Annotated in this window: 20 protein-coding genes and 1 tRNA gene; 14 read left to right on the top strand and 7 right to left on the bottom strand. The window is 36.7% G+C overall.

The features are described 5' to 3' along the window. Nucleotides 1-106: 106 nt before the first annotated feature. Nucleotides 107-182 (bottom strand) — tRNA-His (locus CHB68_RS09135). Nucleotides 183-335: 153 nt separating this feature from the next. Here CHB68_RS09135 and CHB68_RS09140 point away from each other — a divergent pair. After that, nucleotides 336-2,381, top strand: a complete 2,046-nt coding sequence (locus tag CHB68_RS09140) for a tetratricopeptide repeat-containing sensor histidine kinase (protein ID WP_089260522.1) — start codon at nt 336-338, stop codon at nt 2,379-2,381. Between the two features lie 251 nt (nt 2,382-2,632). Continuing rightward, nucleotides 2,633-4,720, top strand: coding sequence for a tetratricopeptide repeat-containing sensor histidine kinase (locus tag CHB68_RS09145; protein ID WP_089260523.1), 2,088 nt, complete (start codon nt 2,633-2,635; stop codon nt 4,718-4,720). Here CHB68_RS09145 and bshB1 read toward each other — a convergent pair. Beyond that, nucleotides 4,717-5,433: a bacillithiol biosynthesis deacetylase BshB1 gene (gene bshB1 / locus CHB68_RS09150; RefSeq protein ID WP_089260524.1), complete on the bottom strand. Its 717-nt coding sequence runs from the start codon at nt 5,431-5,433 to the stop codon at nt 4,717-4,719. The genes CHB68_RS09145 and bshB1 overlap by 4 nt on opposite strands. Before the next feature lie 28 nt (nt 5,434-5,461). Continuing rightward, complete coding sequence (locus CHB68_RS09155; RefSeq protein WP_089260525.1) at nt 5,462-6,613, bottom strand: trans-sulfuration enzyme family protein; 1,152 nt, start codon at nt 6,611-6,613, stop codon at nt 5,462-5,464. A 186-nt stretch (nt 6,614-6,799) separates the two neighbouring features. Between CHB68_RS09155 and CHB68_RS09160 the strand changes: the two genes are divergently transcribed. After that, nucleotides 6,800-8,068 carry a M14 family metallopeptidase gene (locus CHB68_RS09160; protein ID WP_089260526.1) on the top strand — a complete coding sequence of 423 codons (1,269 nt, stop codon included), beginning with the start codon at nt 6,800-6,802 and terminating at the stop codon, nt 8,066-8,068. A gap of 1 nt (nt 8,069) precedes the next feature. Here CHB68_RS09160 and ccsA read toward each other — a convergent pair whose 3' ends face one another. Beyond that, nucleotides 8,070-11,249 carry a cytochrome c biogenesis protein CcsA gene (ccsA, locus tag CHB68_RS09165; RefSeq protein ID WP_089260527.1) on the bottom strand — a complete coding sequence of 1,060 codons (3,180 nt, stop codon included), beginning with the start codon at nt 11,247-11,249 and terminating at the stop codon, nt 8,070-8,072. A 138-nt stretch (nt 11,250-11,387) separates the two neighbouring features. Here ccsA and CHB68_RS09170 point away from each other — a divergent pair, with 138 nt between their 5' ends. From CHB68_RS09170 to galK, 8 genes are all read left to right on the top strand, one after another. Further along, nucleotides 11,388-12,152: a Rossmann-like and DUF2520 domain-containing protein gene (locus tag CHB68_RS09170; protein ID WP_089260528.1), complete on the top strand. Its 765-nt coding sequence runs from the start codon at nt 11,388-11,390 to the stop codon at nt 12,150-12,152. Next, the gene (locus tag CHB68_RS09175) at nt 12,136-12,663 is read left to right on the top strand and encodes a KdsC family phosphatase (protein WP_089260529.1); all 528 of its coding nucleotides are present in this window, start codon (nt 12,136-12,138) and stop codon (nt 12,661-12,663) included. The genes CHB68_RS09170 and CHB68_RS09175 overlap by 17 nt, the downstream gene beginning before the upstream one ends. 2 nt (nt 12,664-12,665) lie before the next feature. Beyond that, nucleotides 12,666-13,253 carry a Maf family nucleotide pyrophosphatase gene (locus CHB68_RS09180; protein WP_089260530.1) on the top strand — a complete coding sequence of 196 codons (588 nt, stop codon included), beginning with the start codon at nt 12,666-12,668 and terminating at the stop codon, nt 13,251-13,253. Between the two features lie 30 nt (nt 13,254-13,283). Continuing rightward, nucleotides 13,284-14,234, top strand: coding sequence for a septum formation inhibitor Maf (locus tag CHB68_RS09185; protein WP_089260531.1), 951 nt, complete (start codon nt 13,284-13,286; stop codon nt 14,232-14,234). A gap of 4 nt (nt 14,235-14,238) precedes the next feature. Further along, nucleotides 14,239-14,808 carry a mechanosensitive ion channel domain-containing protein gene (locus CHB68_RS09190; RefSeq protein WP_089260532.1) on the top strand — a complete coding sequence of 190 codons (570 nt, stop codon included), beginning with the start codon at nt 14,239-14,241 and terminating at the stop codon, nt 14,806-14,808. Between the two features lie 80 nt (nt 14,809-14,888). Then, complete coding sequence (locus CHB68_RS09195; RefSeq protein WP_089260533.1) at nt 14,889-17,420, top strand: PIG-L family deacetylase; 2,532 nt, start codon at nt 14,889-14,891, stop codon at nt 17,418-17,420. A gap of 111 nt (nt 17,421-17,531) precedes the next feature. Then, a complete protein-coding gene (locus tag CHB68_RS09200) occupies nt 17,532-19,265 on the top strand; it encodes a sodium:solute symporter (protein ID WP_089260534.1) in 1,734 nt (577 codons plus the stop codon). A 30-nt stretch (nt 19,266-19,295) separates the two neighbouring features. Then, on the top strand, nt 19,296-20,453 hold the full coding sequence (gene galK, locus CHB68_RS09205) for a galactokinase (protein WP_089260535.1): 1,158 nt from the start codon (nt 19,296-19,298) through the stop codon (nt 20,451-20,453). Nucleotides 20,454-20,528: 75 nt separating this feature from the next. Here the strand turns inward: galK and CHB68_RS09210 are convergent, their stop codons facing one another. Next, the gene (locus CHB68_RS09210) at nt 20,529-21,374 is read right to left on the bottom strand and encodes a DUF2911 domain-containing protein (RefSeq protein WP_089260536.1); all 846 of its coding nucleotides are present in this window, start codon (nt 21,372-21,374) and stop codon (nt 20,529-20,531) included. Between the two features lie 89 nt (nt 21,375-21,463). Beyond that, nucleotides 21,464-22,663 carry a hypothetical protein gene (locus tag CHB68_RS09215; protein WP_089260537.1) on the bottom strand — a complete coding sequence of 400 codons (1,200 nt, stop codon included), beginning with the start codon at nt 22,661-22,663 and terminating at the stop codon, nt 21,464-21,466. 174 nt (nt 22,664-22,837) lie between these two features. On the opposite strand from CHB68_RS09215, the gene CHB68_RS09220 reads away from it, so the two are divergent. Genes CHB68_RS09220 through CHB68_RS09230 form a run of 3 tightly spaced genes read left to right on the top strand, consistent with a single transcriptional unit; the run spans nt 22,838 to nt 25,338 of the window. Continuing rightward, nucleotides 22,838-23,335: an SRPBCC family protein gene (locus CHB68_RS09220; RefSeq protein WP_089260538.1), complete on the top strand. Its 498-nt coding sequence runs from the start codon at nt 22,838-22,840 to the stop codon at nt 23,333-23,335. Further along, nucleotides 23,336-24,025, top strand: coding sequence for an SDR family NAD(P)-dependent oxidoreductase (locus CHB68_RS09225; protein WP_089260539.1), 690 nt, complete (start codon nt 23,336-23,338; stop codon nt 24,023-24,025). Next, nucleotides 24,025-25,338, top strand: a complete 1,314-nt coding sequence (locus CHB68_RS09230; RefSeq protein WP_089260540.1) for a cryptochrome/photolyase family protein — start codon at nt 24,025-24,027, stop codon at nt 25,336-25,338. Before CHB68_RS09225 ends, CHB68_RS09230 begins: the two co-directional genes overlap by 1 nt. A gap of 2 nt (nt 25,339-25,340) precedes the next feature. Here CHB68_RS09230 and CHB68_RS09235 read toward each other — a convergent pair whose 3' ends face one another. After that, nucleotides 25,341-26,390 carry a DUF6340 family protein gene (locus CHB68_RS09235; RefSeq protein ID WP_089260541.1) on the bottom strand — a complete coding sequence of 350 codons (1,050 nt, stop codon included), beginning with the start codon at nt 26,388-26,390 and terminating at the stop codon, nt 25,341-25,343. Nucleotides 26,391-26,630 lie beyond the last annotated feature (240 nt).

Below are 26,630 nucleotides of genomic sequence, written 5' to 3' on the forward strand. Positions count from 1 at the left end.
TGATGGTTACCGTAACTATAAGGCTTTTATGCATTTATACCATTTTTAAAATTGACCCAAATAAAAAAGTCTTGAATATATATTCAAGACTTTCTATCTGCTTTTAGGGTGGAAGACCGGGTTCGAACCGGCGACCCTCGGTACCACAAACCGATGCTCTAACCAGCTGAGCTACAACCACCATTTGTAAGCGAGTGCAAATGTAAATTTTTTATATATTACCCGCAAATAATAAATCACTTTTGAATAAATATTTCATTTTTACACTTCCCTACCTAATTTCTATCTAAATTGAAAAATAGTTTTAATTTAATGACCTATAACAGGTTACCCCTATGACTCTCAAAAACCTATGTAAATTTTTTCTTCTTGGTATATTTTGCTTTAGTAATTGCATTAAAGCTTTTGGGCAAGTAGATAGTATCCAAATTTTTAAAAACCAGATAAAAGATTTTAAGCAACAACCAAATTTCACCGAAAACTCTACCCAATATGTAGATTTATTAAATGGTTTAGCATACCAACTAAGGTATACAGCAAAAGATTCTATAAACATACTTGCTCAAAAAGCACTTGAAATTAGTGGGGCCATAGATTATAAAGAAGGAGAACTAGAAGCATTATCCAATTTTTCAATGTTTCACTTATTTAAAGGTGAGATGGAGAAAGCTATAGATTTTGGAAACAAAGCCATAGCGGACATACACCTATCTGAATATGCCCAAACCGAAATGAAGGTACATAACCAATTAGGGCAAGCATATTTTAGTCAACAAAACTATCCGTTGACTTACACCCATTTTTTACATGCGCTAGCTATAGGTGAAAGAAAAAAGGATGATTTTTATGTGTTCAGAATGAACATGAACTTAGGGACTATGTTCAATCTACTGGAAGATTTTGATGAAGCTCACGGCTATTACGCAAGTGCAAAAGAAGCAGCTCAAAAATTACAGAATGGCAGTATGATAGCCATGATTTCCAGTAATTTAGCCTATCTCTATATTCAACAAGATAAATTTCAGGAAGCAAAATCATTGTTACAAAATAGTATTACCTATTTTAAAAAACACAATGATGAGTTGTGGTTGGCATTTTCCTATGGCACCTATGGTCAATTACTTTTAAAGACCGGAAATTATCAGATGGCTAAGTCCAATTATACAAAAGCTCTTAATTCACATAACTCCGTCAATGATATAAAAGGTAAGGCCGATATATATTTTGGTCTTGCCAAGGCTAACTACAAATTGAATAACATTGACACTTCTGAGGATTATGCATATAAAAGTCTTGACCTGTACAAATCATTTAAATTAAATACAGGCTTAGAAAAAGTTTATAGATTATTATATGAGATAAACAAGCAACAAGGTAATATTGGTAAATCCTTGGAATATTTGGAAATGACCGAGAAATTGGCCAACGATATTTCCAAAGAAAAGAATCGTAGAAATTTAACTATGGTCAACGCCAAACTTAATCTTGAAAAGGAAAAAGAAGACCTTAAGGCAAAAAGTTCCCTTGAATTAGAGCAACAACGCAAATACGTTAGATGGGCCCTCATAGCTTTGGCTATCTTGTTCATAATAGTTTTAATCATATTGAGCATCAATAAAAGGGAAAAATTATTGAATAAACAATTGGAAAGTCAAGCAGTGGCATTAAATGAAAACCAAAAAGAACTAACAACAATCAATAGAAATCAAGATCGGCTTTTTTCTATCATTGGCCATGATTTAAGGGGGCCTATCATTTCCCTGAAAGAATTGCTAAAGTTTTATTTGGAAGACCCTGAAGGTAAAGTTTATTTTGAAAAATTTGCTCCACAATTAAAGGAAGAACTAGAACAAGTTCAATTTACAATGGATAATCTTTTACATTGGGGCAAGGCGCAAATGAACGGGAATCAAATAAATCCGGAAACAGTACAGGTAAAACCGGAATTGGATATTATTTTACAATTATATAAAAATGAACTTCAAAAAAAATCCATTAAACTTATTACCGGCATCAAAGAAGTTCATACCGCTTTTGTAGACTGGGACCATTTCAATATTATATTTAGAAACTTAATTAGTAACGCCATTAAATTCACCCCCAACAATGGTGAAATTAAAATATTGACCGAACAGATTGATGATTCGCTCAAAATATACGTCATTGACAATGGTGTTGGCATGAGCAAAGATGCCATTCAAAACATTTTTAATGACAATGAACATTTTACAACCTATGGTACCAACAGGGAAAAAGGAACTGGATTGGGACTACGATTGGTAAGGGAAATGGTGTTGGCAAACAATGGCAAAATACAGGTAGAAAGTACATTGGACCAAGGCAGTATATTTTCTGTGGAACTACCTATGAAGAAAATTTAAACATAATAGAATAATTACAAATAATTATTACAATATACTGATTATCAAGTTTTTACATATTTATTAATAATCTTTACTATTAAGTCAATATCGTAGGATTTTACGGATTAAATTTTTGTATAAATCTATAAAATCATCGACGAACTACACATTTAACCCGCTGAAACACACAATATTTAGCATTTCACAACATATTTTCTTTAACTCACTACTTGTAAGTTAATTTTAGATCATAATTTTTGATTCTATTTATGAATTATAAGGTTTTGAGAATATGTTCCGGGTATAAAAAAGTATGTCGTGTCACGGCATTCATTTTTATGCTATTGGTCTATTCCAATACTTTTGGACAGGATTTAAGAAGAAAAATACTTTTGGGTGAATTAGAAACAATTAGAATCTCCCCAAACTTTAATTCTCAAGACACCCTTTATATAAATAAAATCATAGACCTAGCCGGTGAATACCGTTATCATAATCTAGATAGTTTATATAGTTTAAGTGATGAAAGTCTAAGGCTAAGTCAGTCTTCATCATATATTAACGGGGAAATCTATTCATATATTAATATAGGTGGGTTCTATTCTGACAAAGGCCATATAGATCAAGCGATATCCTATTTCAGCAAAGCCCATGATCTGGCTACAAAATATAAAGAACTTAGGTTAAAGGTAAAATCGCTCAACGTACTATCTAAAGAATATAGCTTTCAGGGCAATTATGCTTTGGCTCTAAAAGGATATTTAGAGGCTATTGAAATTTCTGAAAAGCAAGATTATAAAAATTACCTTTCCATTATCAATGAAAATATTGCAGAGTTGTACTTATCCCAGAAAGATTACAACCACGCCATGGTTTTCTTTAAGAAAGTAAAAGCGATCAATGAGGAAATTGGTAATCCAATATATATTGCCGAAACCATGAGCAGTATGGCAGATGCCTATGCAGACATGAACGAACTGGAATATGCCATGTTCAACATCAATAGCGCTATTACCATATTTGAACAAGAGAAAATCTTAGAATGGCTTGCTTATGCCTATGAGGTTAAAGGTAAGATCTATTTAAAAAAAGGTAAGAATACTTGGGCGTTATATTGGTACAAGCAAAGTGAATTACTTCATGAAGAAATTGAGGACGATAGAGGTAAGATCGCTCTTCTTAACGGTATGTCAGAAGCTTATTTAAATACCAATAATGACAGTATAGCGCAAGTGTATTCTTTAGAAGCCTTTGAGTTGTCCAAAAAAATAGGCTACAGAACAGGAATTAAGGATTGTACCTATCAGTTGTTCAAAATACACAAAAACAAAAAAGAATATAAAAAATCGCTTTGGTACCATGAGATATTTCAGGTGACTTCAGAATCCTTGACCAAAAAAGGAAATGAAATTGCCTTGGACATGTTGAAGACAAAAACGGAATACAATAGGCAAAAGCAACAATTGATATTAGAAAACGAAAAGGCATTGGCCAAACAAAATATTGTTATTTATCTTATTGCAATAATTCTCATCATCTTTGTCGTCATTACCTTTATAATTCAACGAAATCAGCAAATACAAAAAAAGCTGAATGCAGAACTTTTATCCAAAAAACAAGATTTAGAGGAAAAACAGGCTTATTTAAACGAGCTGAACCAAACCAAGAACAAATTGTTCTCTATCATTGGTCATGACCTTAGGGGACCTATAGGCGCATTTCAAGGACTATTGAAATTATTTAAGGAAGGTGAAATGACCAAGGACGAATTCTTGAACTTCGTCCCCAAATTAAAAGTGGATATAGATACTATTTCTTTTACGCTCAACAATTTACTGTCTTGGGGCCAAACCCAAATGAACGGTTCTGTAACCAAGCCATCTGTTACCAATTTAGTCACTATTGTTGATGAAAATATTGCACTATTATCAGAAATTGCACAATCTAAGTCAATAACCCTACAAAATAGAATAGAACCTAATTGCCAAATATGGTCTGATCCTAACCAAATAGATATCATTATTCGAAATCTTTTGAGCAATGCCCTTAAGTTTACACCAAATAACGGACAGATCGTTATTGGTGCCATACAAAAACTAAAAACGTGTGAGATATATGTGAAGGATAATGGTATGGGCATGAGCGAAGAGACCATGGGTAAAATTTTCCAAAAAGATGCCAACCATACTACCTATGGCACCAATGATGAAAAAGGAACAGGACTTGGACTTTCCTTATGTAAAGAAATGGTAGAGAAAAACAAAGGTAAAATCTGGGTACATAGCGCTCTTGGAAAAGGCTCCACCTTCTACTTTTCCATTCCCCGGGTTAGGGAGGAATATAAAAAATCTGCCTAAATTAAACTATCCAAGGATTTTACGGCAACCATTCTTTCAACCGTAAAGCCTTCTCCATAATCCACACCAACCAATCTTCCCAAATCCTTAGCTCTATAGTGTACACTTTCTATAAAGGTTTTACTACTAATTGGTGTTTCTGGTTCATTGCTGTTTGGATCGTGAAATTGTGAAGCATAGGCTTTGATAGCATTGGTCTTGGAAGTAATATAATCACTAATATCTACAACAAAATCCGGTTTAAGGTTCTTCCATTGTATGTAATGGTATACTAATTTTGGTCTCCATTCCTGTTGGGGCACCTCCCCTATTTTTGTTTCAATACGTCTCAACCCACTTAAAAAACAAGCGTCACTTACAAGTTTACTTCCTTTACCATGATCTATATGCCTATCATCTATAGCATTACATAATACGGTTTCCGGTCTATATTTTCTTATGGCCTTAATAACCTCCATTTGGTGGTTTTCATCATTTACAAAAAATCCATCCTTAAATTTTAGATTTTCCCGGACGGCAACACCCAATATCTTTGCAGCGTCCGCGGCCTCTACATCACGTATTTCCGCTGACCCCCTTGTACCTAACTCACCACGGGTTAAATCTATAATACCGACTTTCTTGCCCAAGGCAATTTCTTTGGCAATGGTACCACCTGCACCTAACTCCGCGTCATCTGGATGTGCTCCAAATACTAAAATATCCAATTTCATGCTATTTCTTTTATTATGATAAAGGGTGTTATTTAACTTTTTCTATCGCTTGGAGAATATCAGCTTTTAAATCATCCACCTCTTCAATACCAACGGAGAAACGGATAAGTCCATCTGCAATTCCTTGACTTGCCCGCACTTCTGCGCTCATTAACGCATGTGAGGTTTTTGTAGGTGAAAGTAACGTGCTTTCCACCCCGGCCAAGCTCATGGACGGCTTAATTAATTGCAAGGCTTTCTGAAATTTTGAGGAATCTATACCAGGCTTTAATTCAAAGGAGACCATACCGCCAAAACCTTTCATTTGTCTTTTTGCAATATCATGATCTTGATGGTGGGGCAAACCAGGATAGTACACTTTTACGATATCATCATTATTTTCCAAAAATTGGGCCATGGCCAATGCATTTTCATTTTGTGCCCGTACACGAATTCCCATTGTTTTTATACTACGCTCTAAAAGCCATACCGTATAATCACTTAAACTACCACCAAAATTTTTGGCCAGTTGAAAAATGCGATCAATATTCTGGGTATTGGAGGCAACTGCTCCTGCGCAGATATCTGAATGACCTCCCATATATTTGGTAGCACTATGAATTACAATATCTATCCCAAAATCAATAGGGTTTTGATTCACCGGACTAGCAAATGTATTATCTATCATAGAAACGAGTCCGTTTTTTTGTGCTAGTGCCGCAACGGCCTCCAAATCAGTTATTGTCAATAATGGATTAGAAGGGGTCTCTATGTAGATTACTTTAGTATTATCCTTGATTTCCGCTTCGAAATCTTTAGCTGTCCAACCTTTTGTAAAGGTATATTCAATACCATATTTACTAAATTCCTCATGAACTAGGTTATAGGTGCCACCATATAGGGTTTGTTGTAAAACTACATGGTCACCGGCCTTTAAAAACGCCATTAATGCAGTGCTTACCGCAGCCATGCCGCTACCAAATATCAAAGCAGCCTCTGCATGCTCCAGAGCTGCTACTTTCTTACAAAGCCCTTCTTGATTGGGTGTATTAAAATAACGTGGATAACGCTTAACATCAACATCTTCGTAGGCATATGAGCTACTCATATAAATAGGAGATACCGCCCCTCTATATTGTTTATCCTCTAACTCCCCTACATGTGTACAAATAGTATTTAACCCTTTTTTATTGGAATTCATGCATATTAAATTAAAGGGAATAAAGGTAATGAATACTGATCTAAAAATCTTTGATCGATTTGATAAGGTTGCTACAAGTAGATTGAACCGAACATGATACAACGGTGAATATTTGATTTTAGATTTATAAGTTATAAGTTTACATTTAGCAGATTAATAGTTAGTGCAACCCATAACCAACAGGCCATGATAAAAAAACTACTATCTACGATTTTAATATGTTATTTAGTACTTTCCTGCACCAATCAAAAACCCGTTACAACCGGTTATCAAGGTCAGGGCAAAAGTGCCATTGTATCTACATTGTCCAAACCCGTACAAAAACAATGGAAAGGAATTTGGTCCTTTGAAGATGGAACAACCTTTTTTAGCAATGATTTTGAAAGTGGAAGATTAAATGGCATCGCCTATGATGGCAATGACCACTATACCGCACTGATTACTGCAGAAAATACACCGATTAATGTAAGCCCATGGTACGCCTTTAAAGTTTGGTCAACAACTCCCAAAACGATAACCATTAAAATGACCTATCAGGATTCTCGCAGTAGATACTATCCAAAACTTAGCACTGATGGAATACATTTTACGCCATTGGACAGTGCAAACTTCAATGCAATTAATGAAGGAACGGGAACATTTGGTATAAAAGCAGTACCGGAGTTCGTTGAAATCAAGGTGAATATAAGCGAAAAGCCACTTTACATAACTGCACAAGAACTATATGGCTCTACCAGGGTAAAGCAATGGGTAGATTCTATGTCAACAAAACCCTATGTCACCACTTACGAGATCGGCAGAAGCAGAGAAAATAGGTCCATGAATGTAATGCAGATCAAGGAAGGAAGCCATAAAAAGGCCGTAATGGTCATTTCCAGACAGCATCCTCCGGAGGTAACCGGATTTTTAGCAATGAAATCCTTCATTGAAACGTTAGCAGGCGATTCTCCTGAAGCACAGGATTTCAGGAACAATTATGATTTATTCGTGGTACCCTTAATGAATCCTGATGGGGTTGATAATGGTCACTGGCGACATAATATGGGCGGTATTGATCTGAACAGGGATTGGGAAAATTTTAATCAACCCGAAACAAGAAGCGTACGGGATTTTCTGGTACAAAAGGAAGATGAAGGATATGAATTTGTATTTGGAGCCGATTTTCATTCAACTTGGGACGATATCTATTACCCTATTGATTCTACCATTATTGGCAAAAAGGGCGAAATTATTTTTAATTGGATAGAAAACATAAGCAATCGCCTTCCCCAAAAACATACCAATATAAAACCCTCTACGGATATAAAACCCACAATGGTATCCAGAAATTACTTTTACGTAAATCATGACATGCCGGCCATAGTCTTTGAATTGGGCGACAATACACCACGGGATTTCTTAAGACTAAAAGGTAAAATTGCGGCGGAAGAATTAATGAAGCTTTTACTTCAATAATTTATTTGGAATAATTTACCTTATACCTCCAATAACTTAAGGCACCCAAGACCAAAACACCCGCAACCAAATAGTAAATAAAAGTGGGCGTTATCACCTGTGCTCCACTAGCATAACTATGCAGGCCGACCAAGTAAAAGTTGACACCAAAATAGGTCATCATAATACTTCCAAATGCCACCACACTCATAAAGTTAAAGGTCCATTTGCCTCTTAATCCGGGAACCAGTCTGGTATGGATTACAAAAGCGTATATCATAATTGAAATCAAAGCCCAAGTTTCCTTTGGATCCCACCCCCAGTAGCGTCCCCAACTTTCATTGGCCCATTGCCCTCCTAAGAAGTTACCAATGGTCAACATTACCAGACCAGTGGTCAGTGCCAGCTCATTGATAATCGTTAATTCCTTTATGTTTATTGCCATTCTTGCCTTATTCTTCTTAGTGGTCAAAATCATTAGAATAAGACTTACAAGTCCCAATATCATTCCAACTGTCAAGGGTCCATAGCTACCCACAATTACGGCCACATGGATCATTAACCAATAACTGTCCAAAACGGGTTGTAAATTGGCAATGGACGGATCGATCCAACTTTGGTGGGCAATCCACAATAGCATAGAAGTTACGAATGCGGATGAGGCCAAGGTCATATCACTTTTTCTTCCTAAGGCCAAACCAATTCCCATGGTAGCCCAAGCAACATATAAAATACTTTCATAAGCATCACTCCAAGGAGCATGACCGGAAATATACCATCGCAATATCAAACCTGCAGTATGCCATAAAAATAAGATGATAATGGTTCCCTTAAAAAAGTAAATGGCGACACGCCAAATAGAACGATCTTTAAAAATTTGAAATATAAGTGTAAGAAACATCAATAGTCCAACAAGTGCATAGTATTGATATAGCTTATTGAATATATTAAGTCGGTTGTAAATCACCTCGGTCTCTATCTTCTGTTTGGAAGGTAAAACCTCGCTACCGTGGTTTATTTGGTTCTGCTCAAACGCCTCCAATAATTTATCGGCTTGTGAATAATCTCCACTTTTTTGAGCCTTTCCCAAAGTCATTAAATAATAAGGTAGGGCATTCTTAACAAAATTTGCGTACAGCGAATCCCTTATTTCATATTGTCCTCCTCTATATTCTATGGCGGAAATCCATTTGTTATTTTCGTCATCCAAAAGAGGAAAAATTTTGACAATATCCTGACCAAGGGCTTGGTTCAATAAACTTAACCTAATATTGGCATCCTTAAAATCTTGCTGAAATTTATTGGGATTCGTGGTAGCGGTAGCCTCCCTTAAATAAGGCTCTAATTTGTACTGCCCCTTTTCATCAAAAAAATCAGTGGCCTTCACATATTTTTGTCCACTTGGAACCCCTATAATTTTCCTGATACTATCATTCTGCGCTTTTTTGTCCAATGCAATGAACTCTGTATTGTACCAGACGGCAGGGTTCATCATCATGGAGAGCAGAATCTGGTCAGAATTGTAACCTAGGTACGTATCCTTTAAACTGAGTTTACGTAGCAATTCAGATGAAAACGTATTTATAGGTTTCATACGCCCACCATCATCCTGTATGACCAACCGTCCAAATTTATCGGCGTGTTCCTTACCAACCATACTTGACTTTACCAACGAGTCTATCTGTTCAGAAGTTGGTGTAGTCACATGTCCTTGGCTAACGGTATGATTTTCTTGGGAGAATGAGGTGTTGACCAACAATAGCATTAACAAAGCGCTACCGAACATTTTTTTCTTTTTATCTTTTATTTTATCCAATGTATCCGCTAAATCCCTAAACCTTGTTTTTCCAAAGAACATAATTCCCATTAAGCCGATATAAAGCAGAAAATATCCAATATAAGTTATCCAAGTGCCCCAAAAATCATGATTTACAGATAGTACCGTTCCTTTCTCATCTGGATCAAAACTAGATTGAAAAAACCGATATCCTTTATGATCTAGGACATGGTTCATGAAAATATCATAATCAAAAGGCCGTTCATCCGCAATTGAAACTTTACTCATATATGATGAATATCCTTTTTCCGTACCTGGATATTTTTCCGCAATAAAATCATTCAATTTTATACCAAACGGCAGCTCATATACTTTAGAGCCATACCGTACGGAAAAGTCCAGGCCACCAATATTGACCTTTTCACTGAAATCTGACGGGCCTTTTGTACCCAAGACCTTTATTTGCCTAGTCTCCCCATTGGCACTTATATCAAGCACCATGGCATCTTGGTCCATTTTAGTCTGCTCGGCCTTTGGAATCTCAACTATACCATAAGAACCTTTTATTAGGGAATCAGGAATTACGAACTGCATACCTGCGGTGTTATATAAAGACCTTAACTGTAATGGCTGTAAACTATCCTTGACCAAAGTACCTTGGAACTGGTCTGCCATTCTCATAAAATTACCATCAAAAGGAGCAAATATTTGGTAAATGGAATCTGTAGTCTTAATATTTATTGCACCTTGAGTTTCTTTGTTCAATGCAAACAGTACATTATGTATACTTGCTACTTTGCCATCTTCTAAATAATGCTCGTGACGTTGACCGTCACCGGCTTCAACAATCTTTAAATAAGCATTCCCATTTTCATTAGGAATAAGTCCTTCCTTTGCACCTTCTATAAAATCTACGTAAGAAATTTCAAAAGCTTGGCCGTTAAAATCAGAATTCCAGGGTAGATTAGATTTTATGGCTTCCGACGTTACGATCAAATCATCTTCTAATACCTTTCGCCTAGGCTCTCCATTGATTTCACCATCCACATAGACGGTCAAAAATGTTTTGTCAGAATAAAACACTCGCTCCGTCTTGCCCTCCCTAATGGGCATCATCCCTTCAAAACTAATATATCTGGTAACAAATGCACCAATGATGATCAATATCCATGAAAGGTGTAATGTTAATACAGGCCATTTTTCCAATCGCAATAAACGGTACCGTGAAATATTACCAATAAAATTAATTACAAAGAAGACCATTATTGCCTCAAACCAAAAAGCATTATAAATCCATATACGCGCAGTCTCCGTACTATACCAGCTTTCTATGAATGTACCAAATGCCATGGCCACCGCAAAAACAATAAATAAAATGGACATTAAACGCGTAGAGAAGAATATTTTCTTGAACATTTCCGTCATGAAGGAATGGAGTTGATTTTCAAGTTGCAAAAATACGGTCTTTTCACCATTTACGTATAGCTATTATACGTTTAAAAGTTAGTCAAAACTGTTAATTTTATTCTATTGCCCCATAAATAATCTTCGTATTTTTACCCCATGATATCTGTCGTTTTAGTCGGGACGGGCAATGTAGCCCAAAATCTCTTTCAAGCCCTTGATAAGATGGCGCACGTTAAAATTGAACAGGTACTAGGTAGAAATCCAGAACATCTTACGTTTGCCATAGACAAGGCTCCTCTAAATACAAATTTTGATGATATACCTCATGCGGATGTATATATATTGGCGGTATCGGACAATGCAATAGCCACAGTTGCAGAAAAATTCAAAAATAGGAAAGGTTTGGTAGTACATACCTCCGGTGCAACTTCTATGCAAGAGTTGAAAGATTGTGATCGGTATGGGGTTTTCTATCCGTTACAGACATTTACAATAGGCAAAACAATTTCTTTTCAGGATATTCCGATTTGTTTGGAGGTAAACAATATCAACGACCGGCAATTAGTGCAATCCTTAGGGAAAAGTTTAAGTAATAATGTACAATTCATAAATACGGAAGAACGCAGAGCCTTGCATATTGCAGCGGTATTTGTCAACAATTTCACCAATTACATGTATACCATGGGTGAGGAAATCTGTATGGATAATGGAGTGGACTTTAGCCTATTGTTACCGTTGATCAAGGAAACTGCCGCTAAATTGGACAACTTGCCCCCTCTATTAGCCCAAACCGGTCCTGCAAAAAGAGGTGACCAAAATACCTTACACACCCACTTAAAATTTATAAAAAACAAACAGCAGCGGGAAATATATACGCTAGTGAGCAATGCAATTAAAAGAACACATGGAGAAAAGTTATAAAGAGTACCTTAAAAATATTACCACCTTTGTTTTTGATGTAGATGGAGTTTTCACGGATGGCAGTGTCATCATTACCACAGATGGTGAAATGTTACGAAAAATGAGCGTTAAGGACGGCTATGCTTTAAAAGTAGCTCTTAGCAAAGGTTATAATGTTTGCATAATCACAGGAGGCACCAACGAGGGTGTAAGAAGTAGGTTACGCGGTCTTGGAGTAACAGATATCTATATGGGAGCCCACCATAAGATTGATGCCTTGGAAGAATATATGGACATTTATAATATAGATGCCGAAAATATTCTTTACATGGGTGATGACATTCCGGATATACCTCCAATGAAAGAAGTAGGTATTGCTACATGTCCCCAAAACGCCGTAGCCGAAGTTAAGAGTGTAAGCAACTATATTTCGCATATTAACGGCGGACATGGCTGTGTGCGCGATGTAATTGAACAAGTACTTAAAGTTAGGGGCGACTGGACAAGTCACTATAGTGCTACAAACGATTAAGGATGATTAAGGAACAGTTTAAAAATTTCAACATCATTTTAGCATCCGGTTCCCCTAGAAGACAACAATTCTTTACGGATATGGGACTAGATTTTGAAGTCCGATTAAAATCGGTCGAAGAACTATATCCGCAACACCTAAAGGCTGCAGAAATATCCGATTTTTTATCCCAACTAAAAGCAAAGGCATTTGTTAGCGATTTAAAACCGAACGACATTTTAATTACTTCAGATACCGTTGTTTGGCATAATAACGAATCATTGGCAAAGGCAAAGGATTTTCTTGAGGCCAAGGAAATGCTCACGAAATTATCGGGCAACTGGCATCAGGTCATTACTTCCGTTTGTTTTACTACAGCCAAAAAACAAGAAATAGCCCATTCCATAACAGAAGTAAAATTCAAGAAATTGACATCTGAGGAAATAACCTATTATATTGAAGAGTACCAGCCTTACGATAAAGCCGGAGCTTATGGCATACAAGAATGGATAGGATTAATTGGTATTGAGGAAATAAAGGGATCTTATACCAATGTAGTAGGCCTGCCAACACAATTAACCTATAATACCTTGTTAAATATGGTAAAGTAGGTTATCTTAAATAGCCTAAAAGATCGAGTCATGAATAAAATTAAATTTGCCCTTACCTGCTCCATTTTGGTAATCTTGGTAACCAGCGTACAAATTTCCTGTAAACAGCAGGATACGGAAATCCAAGAAGAACAAAAACAGATAGCACAACAAACTGACGCACCTTTCCCAAAAAAAGCCTTATCCAAAGATTTTAAGGAATATTGGTATTCAGGAAACGCGGAGATTACTTCTTATGCCCTGGAACAAGCCAGGTATGGGGAATTACGAAACGGCAAAGCGGTAATGATTTATGTAACAGAGCCTTTTTTACCCGATTTGCAAGTAAAAGCGGACCAAAAATCTCCGATAAATATACCTGTTTTAAAACTAAATGCGACCAAAAATTATTTAACAGGAATTTATCCTTATTCTATCATGACCAGTAGCTTTTATCCGGTACACGATAATCAACATGCCCTAAAACTTTCTTTTTCCGCACAAGAATGGTGTGGTCATGTATATGCCCAATTAAACAATAGAAATGATTTTGAAATCATGTCCCATTCCTATTTTGGTAATGAAGCAGACCAGAATGTTCATTTATCAAAAACACATTTAGAAAATGAAATATGGAACAAGATACGGATAGACCCATCAGCGTTACCTACAGGTTCATTTCAAATGATTCCTTCATTGGAGTATATTAGGCTTACCCATAAAGAATTAAAACCTTACGATGCTAAAGCAACCATCAGTACTATGGATGGTTATACGGTCTATGAAATTTCATATCCTGCATTGGAACGCACCCTGCAAATAACCTATTCATCTACCTTCCCTTATACAATAGAAGGTTGGACGGATAGCTATAAAGGTGGATTTGGGCAAAATGCTAAAATCTTGACATCTACCGCTACAATAATTAACAGGATTACAACACCCTATTGGCAACAAAATTCGAATAAGCATTTATCTTTGCGCGATAGTTTAGGGTTATAGATTTATGAGAAACTTTATTGCCAATCATCACAGCGAGTTAATTTACAGTCTTGTTGTATTCATTATTATTCTTGTATTAAAATTTCTTTTTACTACAGCAGTCCGCAAAGTCAGTAAATTAAGTGATTTTAATCCGGTAAGAACCAACCTGATCATTAAATTTATAAATATTGCGCTTACCATTATTGCCGTTATAGCCCTTACCCTGGTTTGGAGCGTTAATTATAAGGAGTTGGGTGTTTTGCTATCCTCCGTTTTTGCAGTAATAGGCGTAGCATTATTTGCACAATGGTCTATTTTGAGCAATATTACCGCCGGTGTAATTATCTTTTTTTCTTTTCCTTTTAAAATAGGAAATACCATACGGATATTGGACAAGGAACTTAACGATTCCGAGGCCGGTAACTTAGACACTTTTGTAATTGAGGACATTAGGGCCTTTCATTTGCATTTAAGACGTAGCAATGGAGAAATTTTGACCTATCCCAACAATTTAGTACTACAAAAGGGAGTGGTTTTAATATCTACTTACCGTGAAGGCGAGTTTTTAACTACCGAGGAAGAAAAAGCCTGATTTTGTTAAAGAAGTCGTAAAAAAGCAAGGTTGGCAGCTAATCTTATTATATTTGATTTTACGACCAAAACCACCTTAACATGCGCCATTTATTAGGATTGTTATCCTGTATCCTTTTAATTAGTTCAACCGTTTTATCCCAAGCTCCAAAAACATCTTCCCCAGCAGATATTTACCATTCCATTGAAAAATTAAATTTTTTAGGTACGGCCTTATATATTGCGGCACACCCGGATGATGAAAATACAAGGCTAATATCTTATTTATCTAACAATGTCAAGGCCAGAACCGGTTATTTATCCCTTACCCGTGGAGATGGTGGACAAAACCTTATTGGAACGGAATTACGTGAACTTTTAGGAGTTTTGCGTACCCAGGAATTATTGGCGGCAAGACTTGTAGATGGAGGAGAACAACTTTTTACACGCGCTAACGATTTTGGATATTCCAAACACCCTAAGGAAACTCTTGAAATATGGAACAAGGAAGCCATTTTGGGAGATGTGGTCAGGGCCATAAGGAAATTTAAGCCAGACATTATTATCAATAGGTTTGACCACCGTACTCCGGGCAGTACACATGGTCACCACACTTCATCGGCAATGTTGAGTGTAGAAGCGTTTGACTTGGCAAATGATACAAATGCATATCCTGAACAGTTAAGTGCCACAAATCCTTGGCAACCAAAAAGATTATTTTTTAATACCTCATGGTGGTTTTATGGTAGTGAAGAAAATTTTAAAAAAGCGGATAAGACCAATTTATTACAAATGGATGTTGGGGTATACTATCCTATGCTGGGCAAATCCAATAATGAAATAGCGTCATTGGCAAGTAGTCAACATTTATGCCAAGGATTTGGCAGACTGACCACAAGAGGTTCCGAAAACGAATATATAGAATTGCTTAAAGGGGATTTACCCAATGATAAATCAAATATTTTTGAGGGAATAGATACTAGTTGGTCAAGGGTAAAAGGTGGTAAGGAAGTTGGTGATATACTTTACAAAGTAGAAAATAAATTTAATTTCAAGGACCCCACGGTTCATTTGCCCGAGTTGGCAAAAGTCTATGGCTTGATTCAAAAAATCTCCGACACCCATTGGAAAAACCGGAAAACCCAAGAGTTGGTTGCTATTATGACCGCAATTATGGGACTTCATTTAGAGGCTACCACAAAAACACCTTCATCTACTCCTGGAGAAACAGTTTCCATAGACCTTGAAGCATTGAACCGAAGTGCTTTTAATGTAATATTAAAATCCGTACATATCAATGAAGAAAAAGTCTCTACGACACCCATACCACTTCATAATAACAATGCCTATAAGGATGGTGTAAACTTCAATATACCGACAAAAACATCATTTACCAGTCCGTATTGGTTATTGGAAAAAGGTGATTTAGGCATATACAAGGTTAAGGACAAGGAATTAATTGGCCTACCGGAAACACCAAGGGCTTTTACCGTCAATTTTACTATAGAGCTTGCAGGAGAAACTATCCCTATTTCAAGACCTGTACGTTATAAATATGCAAGACCGGATAAAGGGGAATTGTATCAACCGTTTGAGATTTTACCCCAGGCTACCGCAAAATTCAAGGATAAGGTTTTAATTTTTGCCGATGCCGCCCCAAAGCGTATTCCCATTACCATAAAAGCACATAAGGACAGTATAAAGGGCAGTATAGCGTTGACCTTTGGAGCAGGATGGCAGATAGATAAATCCCAACAGGAATTCTTCATAGCCAAAAAAGATGATGAACAGACGGTTTACTTCACCTTAACCCCCCCGGCAACCGAAAATGAAACTTTTATAACACCTATACTAAAACTTAACGGCCAGGAAATCAAAAAAGAATTGGTAACCATAGCCTATGACCATATTCCTACGCAAACCGTGCTATTGCCATCAGAGGCCAAGGTCGTCAGGTTAAATATTGAAAAGGCAGGTGAAAATATAGGGTATATAATGGGTGCCGGAGATGAAGTACCTACAAGCTTAGCGCAAATAGGTTATAATGTGCAGCTTATTGACCCGGCTTCTATCACTGCCGAATCTTTAAGTAAATATGATGCCGTTGTTATGGGTATTAGGGCATATAATGTCGTAGACGAACTGGCATTTAAGCAAAGATTTATTCTAGAATATGTAAAGAATGGCGGTACGGTTATTGTGCAGTATAATACGGCAAGTAGGTGGCGCGATCAGTTTGAGAAAATTGCACCTTATGAACTTACTATTTCCAGGGATAGGGTCACCAATGAAAACAGTGAAGTCAAAATCATAGCCAAAAACCATTCCTTGGTAAATTTCCCTAATAAAATTACCACAGATGATTTTAATGGATGGGTTCAAGAGCGCGGGCTATACTTCCCTAATGAGTGGAGTCCTGAATTTACACCAATACTAGAAATGAGCGATCAAGGAGAGAAAAGTACAAAAGGTAGTTTATTAATTGCCCCATATGGAAAGGGAAACTATATTTATACCGGACTAAGCTTTTTTAGGGAATTGCCCGTAGGTGTGCCAGGCGCATACAAACTATTCTCCAACCTATTATCCGTCGGTAAGAATAAGGTTGTATCCAAAGAAAAAATAAAAGGATGAAAACAGAACGTGATGAAAATACTACATGGAAGAAAGAATACACAATAGTATTGGTCCTCAACTTTATTTATGTTCTTGTTTTTTATTACGTAATGACTTCATTTAATTAATATGAAGGAACTAGATTGGTTCATATTGGCCGGTACCCTATTGTTCATTGTAATTTATGGGGTATGGAAAACCAAAGGCAGTAAGAACGTAGATGATTATGTTAGAGGTGGCAACAACTCTAAATGGTGGACAATTGGCTTATCCGTAATGGCTACCCAGGCCAGTGCAATTACATTTTTATCTACTCCGGGACAGGCTTTTCATGATGGTATGGGCTTTGTACAGTTCTATTTTGGATTGCCATTTGCAATGATAATTATATGTATGGTATTTGTTCCCTTATACCATAGAATGAAAGTCTATACGGCATATGAATTCTTAGAAGGGCGCTTTGATTTAAAAACACGCTCCTTGGCCGCAGTTCTTTTCTTGATACAAAGAGGTCTTGCAGCTGGTATAACCATATTTGCACCATCTATAATTTTATCGGCAGTATTGGGTTGGGATTTAAGAACGCTGAACATTATCATAGGGACTTTGGTAATCATTTATACCGTATCCGGCGGGACCAAGGCCGTGAGCGTAACCCAAAAACAGCAAATGTTCATTATCATGACCGGTATGTTCATTACCTTTTTCTTTATATTGGGCTACCTTCCTTCGGACATCACTTTTAGCAAGGCCATGAAGATTGCAGGTGCCAGTAATAAGCTAAATATTTTAAATTTTGATTTAGATACCTCTAGCAGGTATACCATATGGAGTGGTATTACTGGCGGACTTTTCCTTTTTCTGGCATATTTTGGTACGGACCAAAGTCAGGTACAACGATATTTATCTGGAAAATCTATTCGTGAGAGCCAGTTAGGTCTTGTATTCAATGCCATTTTTAAAATACCTATGCAGTTTTTTATATTGCTGGTAGGGGTTATGGTTTTTGTCTTTTATCAATACAATCCTTCACCATTAAATTTTAATCCATCGGCGACGCAAGCCGTTATGGAATCTCCATTGGCAGACGATTACCGGTTACTGCAAGAAGGACAGATAGCCTTGGAAGCTGAAAAAAGAATTGCGCAAAATAAATTTTCCTCTGCTCTGGAGATTAAGGAATTCACGGCAGTGGAAGAAGCAAAAATGCAGATCATACGCATTAATCAAAAAGACAGCACCAATCGCGTAGCGGCCAAATCCTTAATTAGTCAGGCTAATAGTGTAGTGGAGACCAATGATAAGGATTATGTGTTTATACATTTCATTCTCAACAATCTTCCTACAGGTTTAGTGGGTCTATTGCTTGCGGTTATCCTTTCTGCCGCAATGTCCTCAACCGCTTCTGAGTTAAATGCCTTGGGAACCATAACTGCCTTGGACCTTTATAAAAGAAACCGTACGGGAGTATTTACTGAAAAGCATTATGTTAAGGCCTCTAAGTATTTTACCTTGTTATGGGGAGTTGTAGCCATATTCATTGCGTGTGTAGCCAACTTATTTGATAATTTAATTCAACTGGTCAATATTATTGGTAGTATATTCTATGGCAACGTTTTGGGTATATTTTTAATTGCGTTCTTTTTTAAGTTCATTAAAGGGAATGCGGTCTTTTTTGCAGCCATTATAACACAGATCATTATTTGTATAATTTATTACTACCTTATCCACATCTATCCATCCGGACAGGAAAAATTAGGATATTTATGGTTAAACTTTTTTGGTGCGGCATTGGTAATTATAATATCATTTGTATTTGAAGCGTTTGATAGAATGTTGAAAAAGCCGTTAACCACAAATTAATCACCAAAAAAACACGTTCAGCCCCAATTTATGGTCCAAAAAGAAATTTCCTCCTATTTTACAGAACAATATCACTCGCAACCCTTATTGATTAAAGCACCAGGAAGAATTAATCTTATAGGGGAGCACACAGATTATAATAAAGGGTTGGTACTGCCGGCCTCCATTGAGAAAGCCATATATTTTGCGGTTTCCCCTAATGAATCCGGCACCATACAAATAGAAACCTTTTTGACCCAACCGGAAAAGATAACGTTTCAATTAAACGGAAATCATGATAAGTATGCACGTTTTTGGGGTAACTACTTTAAAGCGATCATTGATATTTTAGTAGCTGAAAATTATCCGCTTAAAGGAATGAACTGCGTTTTTGGCGGTGATATTCCCATTGGTTCAGGACTTTCTTCTTCCGCAGCACTTTGCTGTGGCTTTATTTACGCTATCACCAAAGTTTCAGGCAAAGAACTTCCCAGGGAAGACATAGCGTTGATTGCTCAAAAAGCGGAACATAAGATTGGTCTTAATTGCGGTCTAATGGATCAATATGCGGTACTCTTTGGAAAAAAGGGAAATGCTTTTTTTCTAGATTGTAAAGATTTGAGCCATAGTTACATCCCCATTAATCTACAAGGCTATAGTTGGGTTTTGGTAAATTCCAATATTAAGCACAATTTGGCCGTGGATTCTGAATACAACAAGAGAAGGGTATCATGTGAAAATATTGTGGAACTGGTACAGCAGATTAAAAATGGGGTGACTTCTTTACGTGATGTAACAGTAGAAGATTTACATCATATATCCGAGAAAGCAAATGAAACCGATTTAAAACGCGCCAAATATATTATAGATGAGAATTCACGAGTTCTGAACATGATGCAAGCCTTAACGGATGGCAATGCGCAGCTAGTTGGGGAAATTCTAAGGCAAGGGCATTGGGCCATGTCATTACAATATGAAATTACAACACCAGAACTAGATATCTTGGTAAAGATTGGTGAGGAACTGGACGGTGTAATGGGTTCTAGAATGATGGGTGGCGGTTTTGGAGGGTGCACCATAAACCTTGTAGAAACCAATAAATTGGATACCTGCATTACGGCACTACTCCAAAATTACAGGGAGCGCACCGGAATAGGTGCAGAATATTATCACTTGGCCATTGATGATGGTGTAAAGGTAATTGCCTAATAAAACTAATAAAACAATCTTATAAAAAAAGTCCGTGCAATGAATGCACGGACTTTTTATTATGGAAAGGAAAGCTTACTTGGCCCCCCACTCTTTTAATGAATCTGTATTCATTTTAACATAATCATCGTTACCGGCTTCTTTAGCTCCTGCCAATGATTTTTTGGCTGCCTCTATTGCTCCTTTTTTGTCCCCTGCCTTTGCCAATATCAAAGATTGCTGCCTTAATTGCCAAAATGCAGGTTTTTCGGTCATTGACATTGCTTTGTCCATCCATTGCTTTGCTTTTTGTATATCCTTGCCTTCACTGGAATAATATACCGCCGCTGCATAGTAATCACCTGCAATAGGACCGTTTAATGCTTTATCTATATTTTGCATTACAGTTGCATCCGTTGGTACTGAAAAAGGAACGGCAACATAGGTGTTCTCCCATATGATGCCAATGTTTGCTCCATTACTTGTTACATCATCTATAGTAATCGTAAACGTTTCAACAGGCATATCCATTTTGTAAACCGGAACGTTCAATTGAGCTACAACCTTTTCTTCTTCCCAAACCTTTGGCGTTCCTCCACCATCAATATCGGTGTAAAAAAACACTTCCCAAGAAGAAGCTCCAGGTTTGGTAAAAATTGAGTACGTACCAGCTTCCACCGCACTATCAGCAATGGTAACCTGAGTATCAAAAGTAACTTTGGTATAAGCATTGGCCCCTGTTCGCCATAGCTTGTCAAAAGGAACCAAATTACCATAAACCTTACGACCTCTCATGGAAGGTCTAGAATAATCAATGGTTACTTCAGTTAGGCCCACAGTCTGTATTAATTTTGAAGACGGACTTGGTGCCGGAGTATTAATTTGTGCTTCAACCGTAAATGACGCTACGATTGCCAATAAAAAGAGTACTACTTTGTTCATGACTTTAGTGATTAGTTTATACCTACGAAATTAGAGATAAACATACCTTTAAATTGTTAATAAAATCTTAAATACGGAGCGATGTTGAATTACTTAAATACAGCAAAAGGTTTTGCTATGACTCCATCTTCTAAATACATGGCCATATAGTATATTGAGGTTTCCAAGGATACATTAATAACACCTTCTTTTTCAACCTCATTTAAATTTTCCCATACCCGTTGTCCAAGAACATTATAAATGATCTGCCCATAAATATCTTTGGTAGTGGTTATAGAATAATGGTAAATATTACTGTTATCATCTTTATAAATAATAAGTTGGTCCACTAGTTCCTCTTGAGGTGTTTCAGGTTCTTCCGGCTCTTCTGGCGTTTCGGGTTCTTCCGGTTCCTCTGGAATTTCAGGTTCTTCGGGTTCTTCATCTATGAGTTGAAATGAAAACAACCTTGAACTTGACTCAATAGTAGGACTTTGCCTGGAAAAATATTCCGAGGTAAAAAAGTAATTTCCTGATGTAGTATTCGTAATACCTTCAGCTTGAACAAAATTCAATCCCAAGGAATTAATTGAAAGTCCGTTGAGGACATCTTGGGAATCCAAAATGTCAACAGTGCCTATAAATGGACTTAAAATGGAAGAATACCCCAAAATTACCAAGGTATTGTTTGTACTATCATAGGTGGCATCCGTAACTAAACCTATATTCTCTATTGCTCCTACCCTTTCTGCCACATGGTTTCCTGGAAATTTAGGAATTGCATATGCTACACTTCCCATACTTTGCCATTGTTTGGTAAGAATGATCAATTCATCGTTCAAAACAAAAAAAGCTTCTGCATCCCAATCACTATTTCCACTATCCGAAAAATCAATTTGGTCGGCATAGGAAAAAAAAATGGTAGTTGCCTGAACTTCTTCAGAGGCCAAAAAGTCCGACTTTGCAATTCTATGGATTGCCAAATCCGTTCGGGTACCGACATTGTTGCCAAAATCACCTATATAAATATATTCCCCATCTTCCGTAATAGCTTCCCAATCCGTATTTTCCACGTTCGTAACCGTTACAGTCCTTACAACGGATAGATTCAAGGTATCCAGTTCATATAAGACAGGCTCATTACCGGAATCATTATGTGTAATTAAATGTCCATTAAAAAATAACAATCCTGAGCTTTCCAGTACTTCGCTGGGGAGTTCACCAATGGTTTGCAAGTTTTGCTGTGCGTAACTATGCATGGTCGTTACGACCATAATTACACATAAAAAATAGTGAACGGAAATTTTCATAGATGCAAAATAAACTACAATAAAGTTAAAACCTTCAGCATAAGCGATGTAAATTTAAATTAATCGTCAAACCATCGGTCTAAAGGGCCAAATATCTATTAATTTAATTTTTGTTTAACTTATTTAGATTTTAATTAAACAAATAATGGTCATACCTTTGGACAAACAGCGCACATGAAATTATATCAATTACATTCTAAACAGGCTTTACCCATATCCAAAGGTGAAGCGTGGAATTTTCTATCGGACCCTAAGAACTTAAAGGTAATTACTCCTGAACATATGGGTTTCAACATTTTGTCCGGAGCGGACAGACCTATGTTTCCTGGTCAAATAATACAATATACCGTATCCCCGTTTCCTGGTTACACAACAAAATGGGTAACGGAAATTACTCATGTTAGGGTTGGTGAGTATTTTGTGGACGAACAACGGTTTGGACCGTACGCCCTATGGCACCATAAACACTTTATCAAAGAAATAGAACATGGTATTGAAATGGAAGATATCATTGATTACAAGATTCCTCTAGGCATTTTAGGCCAAATTGCCCATCCCCTATTGGTAAAGAAACAATTACTGACCATTTTTAAATATAGGGAACAAAAATTAAAGGAACTTTTTGGTGCAATAGAACATATTCCCAATCAATTATCACTAAACTCTTTTTAAATGAAAAATATATTACTTATTGGAGGTTCTCACGGTATTGGCTTAGCAATAGTGAATGAATTAAAGGACAACCACCAACTTTTCATAGCCTCCAGAACCGCAGATACCATTGCCCATAAAAATATAACCCATATACCATTTGATGCCACCAAGGATGAACTGGACCTAGGTCAACTTCCAGAAAAGATAGATGGTTTTGTATATTGCCCTGGCAGTATAAATTTGAAACCTTTTAAAATGATGGGCGTGGATACCATAAGACAGGATATGGAAATTAATTTCTTTGCTATGGTAAATGTGGTCAAGAATATCATCGGTAAAATGAACGAAGATTCAAGCATGGTATTTTTTAGTACTATTGCCGTAGGTACAGGAATGCCGTTCCACACAAGTGTTTCTGCTGCAAAAGGAGCAATAGAAGGTTTTGCAAAGTCTATGGCCGCTGAATACGCCCCTAAAATTAGGGTTAACGTAATTGCTCCTTCCTTAGTGGATACTCCCCTTGCAGGTAGGCTATTGAACAATGAAAAGAAAAGAGAGGCAATGGATGACAGACATCCTTTAAAGCGTGTTGGCACTGCAAACGATATTGCCCAAAGTGCCATTTATTTGTTAAGCGAGAAAAGTGCTTGGGTAACGGGTCAGGTTCTTGGTGTAGATGGTGGTTTATCAACTTTAAATATACATTAATGTCCAATAAGAAAGTTTCTATATTTTGGTTTAGAAGAGATTTAAGATTAGATGATAACGTGGGCTTTTTGGAAGCCTTAAAGGGAGATTTTCCCGTACTACCCATTTTTATTTTTGATACCGAAATATTGTCCAAACTTCCCAAGGATGATGCAAGGCTGAATTTTATATACGATACTTCACAGCAAATGCGTAATGAGCTCCAAGAGAACCACAACAGTTCCTTGGCCATGTATTATGGAAAACCCAAATCTGTCTTTGCTGAACTATTAAAAGAATATGAAATAGAGTGCGTATTCACGAACCGGGATTATGAGCCTTATGCAAAAGAACGTGATGAACATATAGAAAAGTTATTAGCCGATAATGATATACCATTTAAAACTTTTAAGGACCAAGTAATCTTTGAAAAGGCGGAAATTGTAAAGGATGATGGCGAACCTTATGTAGTCTATACACCCTATAAAAATAAATGGAAAGAAAATTTTGATGCGGATAAGCACCTAAAAATTCATTATACCAGTCAGCATCTACATAATTTAATAGCCCATACCAGATTACCAAACCTATCACTAAGTGATATTGGGTTTGAAAAATCTGAAATAGAAGTACCGGATTATGATGTTACGCCCACATTGATCGAAAACTATGAGGATACCAGAAATTTTCCTGCCTTGGATTATGGTACATCACATTTGGGTCCCCATTTAAGATTTGGTACGGTATCGGTAAGGAAAATGATAAAAAAGGCCATAGCGGAAAAGAACGAGGTATTTTGGAGCGAGCTCATTTGGCGAGAATTTTTCATGACCATTCTTTGGCATTTCCCACATACGACAGATAACGCTTTTAAACCCAAATATGACCGTATTGAATGGAGAAACAATGAAGATGAATTTGATAAGTGGAAAAATGGAAATACCGGTTATTTACTTGTAGATGCGGGTATGCGTGAACTTAACAACACGGGATATATGCACAACCGGGTAAGAATGCTGGTAGCCAGTTTCTTATGTAAACATTTGTTGATAGATTGGCGTTGGGGCGAAACTTATTTTGCAGAAAAGTTGTTGGATTATGAAATGAGTTCCAATGTTGGTAATTGGCAATGGGCAGCGGGTAGCGGCGTAGATGCTTCGCCATATTTTAGAATTTTCAATCCTATGACACAGGTAGATAAATTCGATAAAAAAAAGGAATATATTAAAAAATGGATTCCAGAATATGGCACGGATGATTATCCAGAAAAAATGGTAGACCATAAAAAGGCAAGGGAACGGTGTTTGGAAACCTATAAGAATGCCTTGAATTGATATTATTTTGCCAATTGACGATTTAATTCTTGTTGATCAACGACCCTTCTTTTTAGTGTATTGACATAGCGTAGTGCTTCTTTAGTACCATAGTCCGTGTATGCTTTAGAGGCAAACTCTATAGCACGGCTTAAATTGCCGTTAATTTCGTTACTTATTGCCATATTATAATGGGCTCTACCGGCAACTTTTAATTTAGGATTGTTTAACTCCGCATCCCAAAGTTCTGCCGCGCCATCCCAATTACCGGTCAATGCCCTTCTTTTTGCCATCTTGAAACTGTCACTTCCTTTTACAAAATATTCCCTAGCGATACGAACTTTTGCTGGCAGGGTAAAACGGGCATAATTAGCCCCTAAATTTGTACTGATATCCATCACAGCTTCTTTTCTTCCGATCACGGCTTCAAATGCCTTTACAGGATTTATTCCCTCTCCCAATGAATTTACCTGATTATTAGTGATGTACTCATCAACGATAATTCTATTGGCGGCATCATAGACACGCCATCCATTTTTGATTAGTGTATTTAATTTAATTCTATGACCAGGTACTTCTGCCAAAATACCTAAGTTGTTAGGAATTTTCACCATGGTCATCTCATAATCTGCTGCAGTATCAGTATCGTAAAATTCTAGAGAGAACAATACATCCACACCATTTTCTTTACAAATTTTGTCTACAACATCCCATGAAAGTGCTGCAGGGAAAACACCTAATCCCTTTTCAAAATCTTTATTACCGTCAATTATTTTTATCGTTTCAAATCTATTACCACGCTCTAATTCAAATCGTAGTCCAGATACGGCTTTTTGCGCCCCTTCTTTGTCCATGTTCAATCCTTCCAATGAAAGTATCTTATCAATATTATCTACAACTTTATTTTTTTCCGAGGCTTCACTTCTGTTGATAATTCCTATATGCAATACATCAGATGCTATTGAAACTTGAGCAGGTTGGGTAATACCCATGGTTAATCTATTTGTAGAACTACAAGCTAGAAATGAAAATGAAACAGCAAGGCAGAGCATATAGAAGTATAAACTTTTCATAACTGAATGAATTTTAAACGTAATGATTTGAGTATTAACGAAAAATGAGACATTAAATTATACATTATATCAAATATTAGCTGCCGTATTATCAATAGTTTAATTGTGTGTTCATAATTTTTAAATAGCATAATAGTACAGGTTTATAATGTAAATTGAACTTCATTAAAACCTAGTATATCGTTATATTTACTACAACAATCGACTATTGTTCGATTAATAACTGACTACAAACCAACT

This window comes from Maribacter sedimenticola (assembly GCF_900188415.1).
Taxonomy (GTDB): domain Bacteria; phylum Bacteroidota; class Bacteroidia; order Flavobacteriales; family Flavobacteriaceae; genus Maribacter; species Maribacter sedimenticola.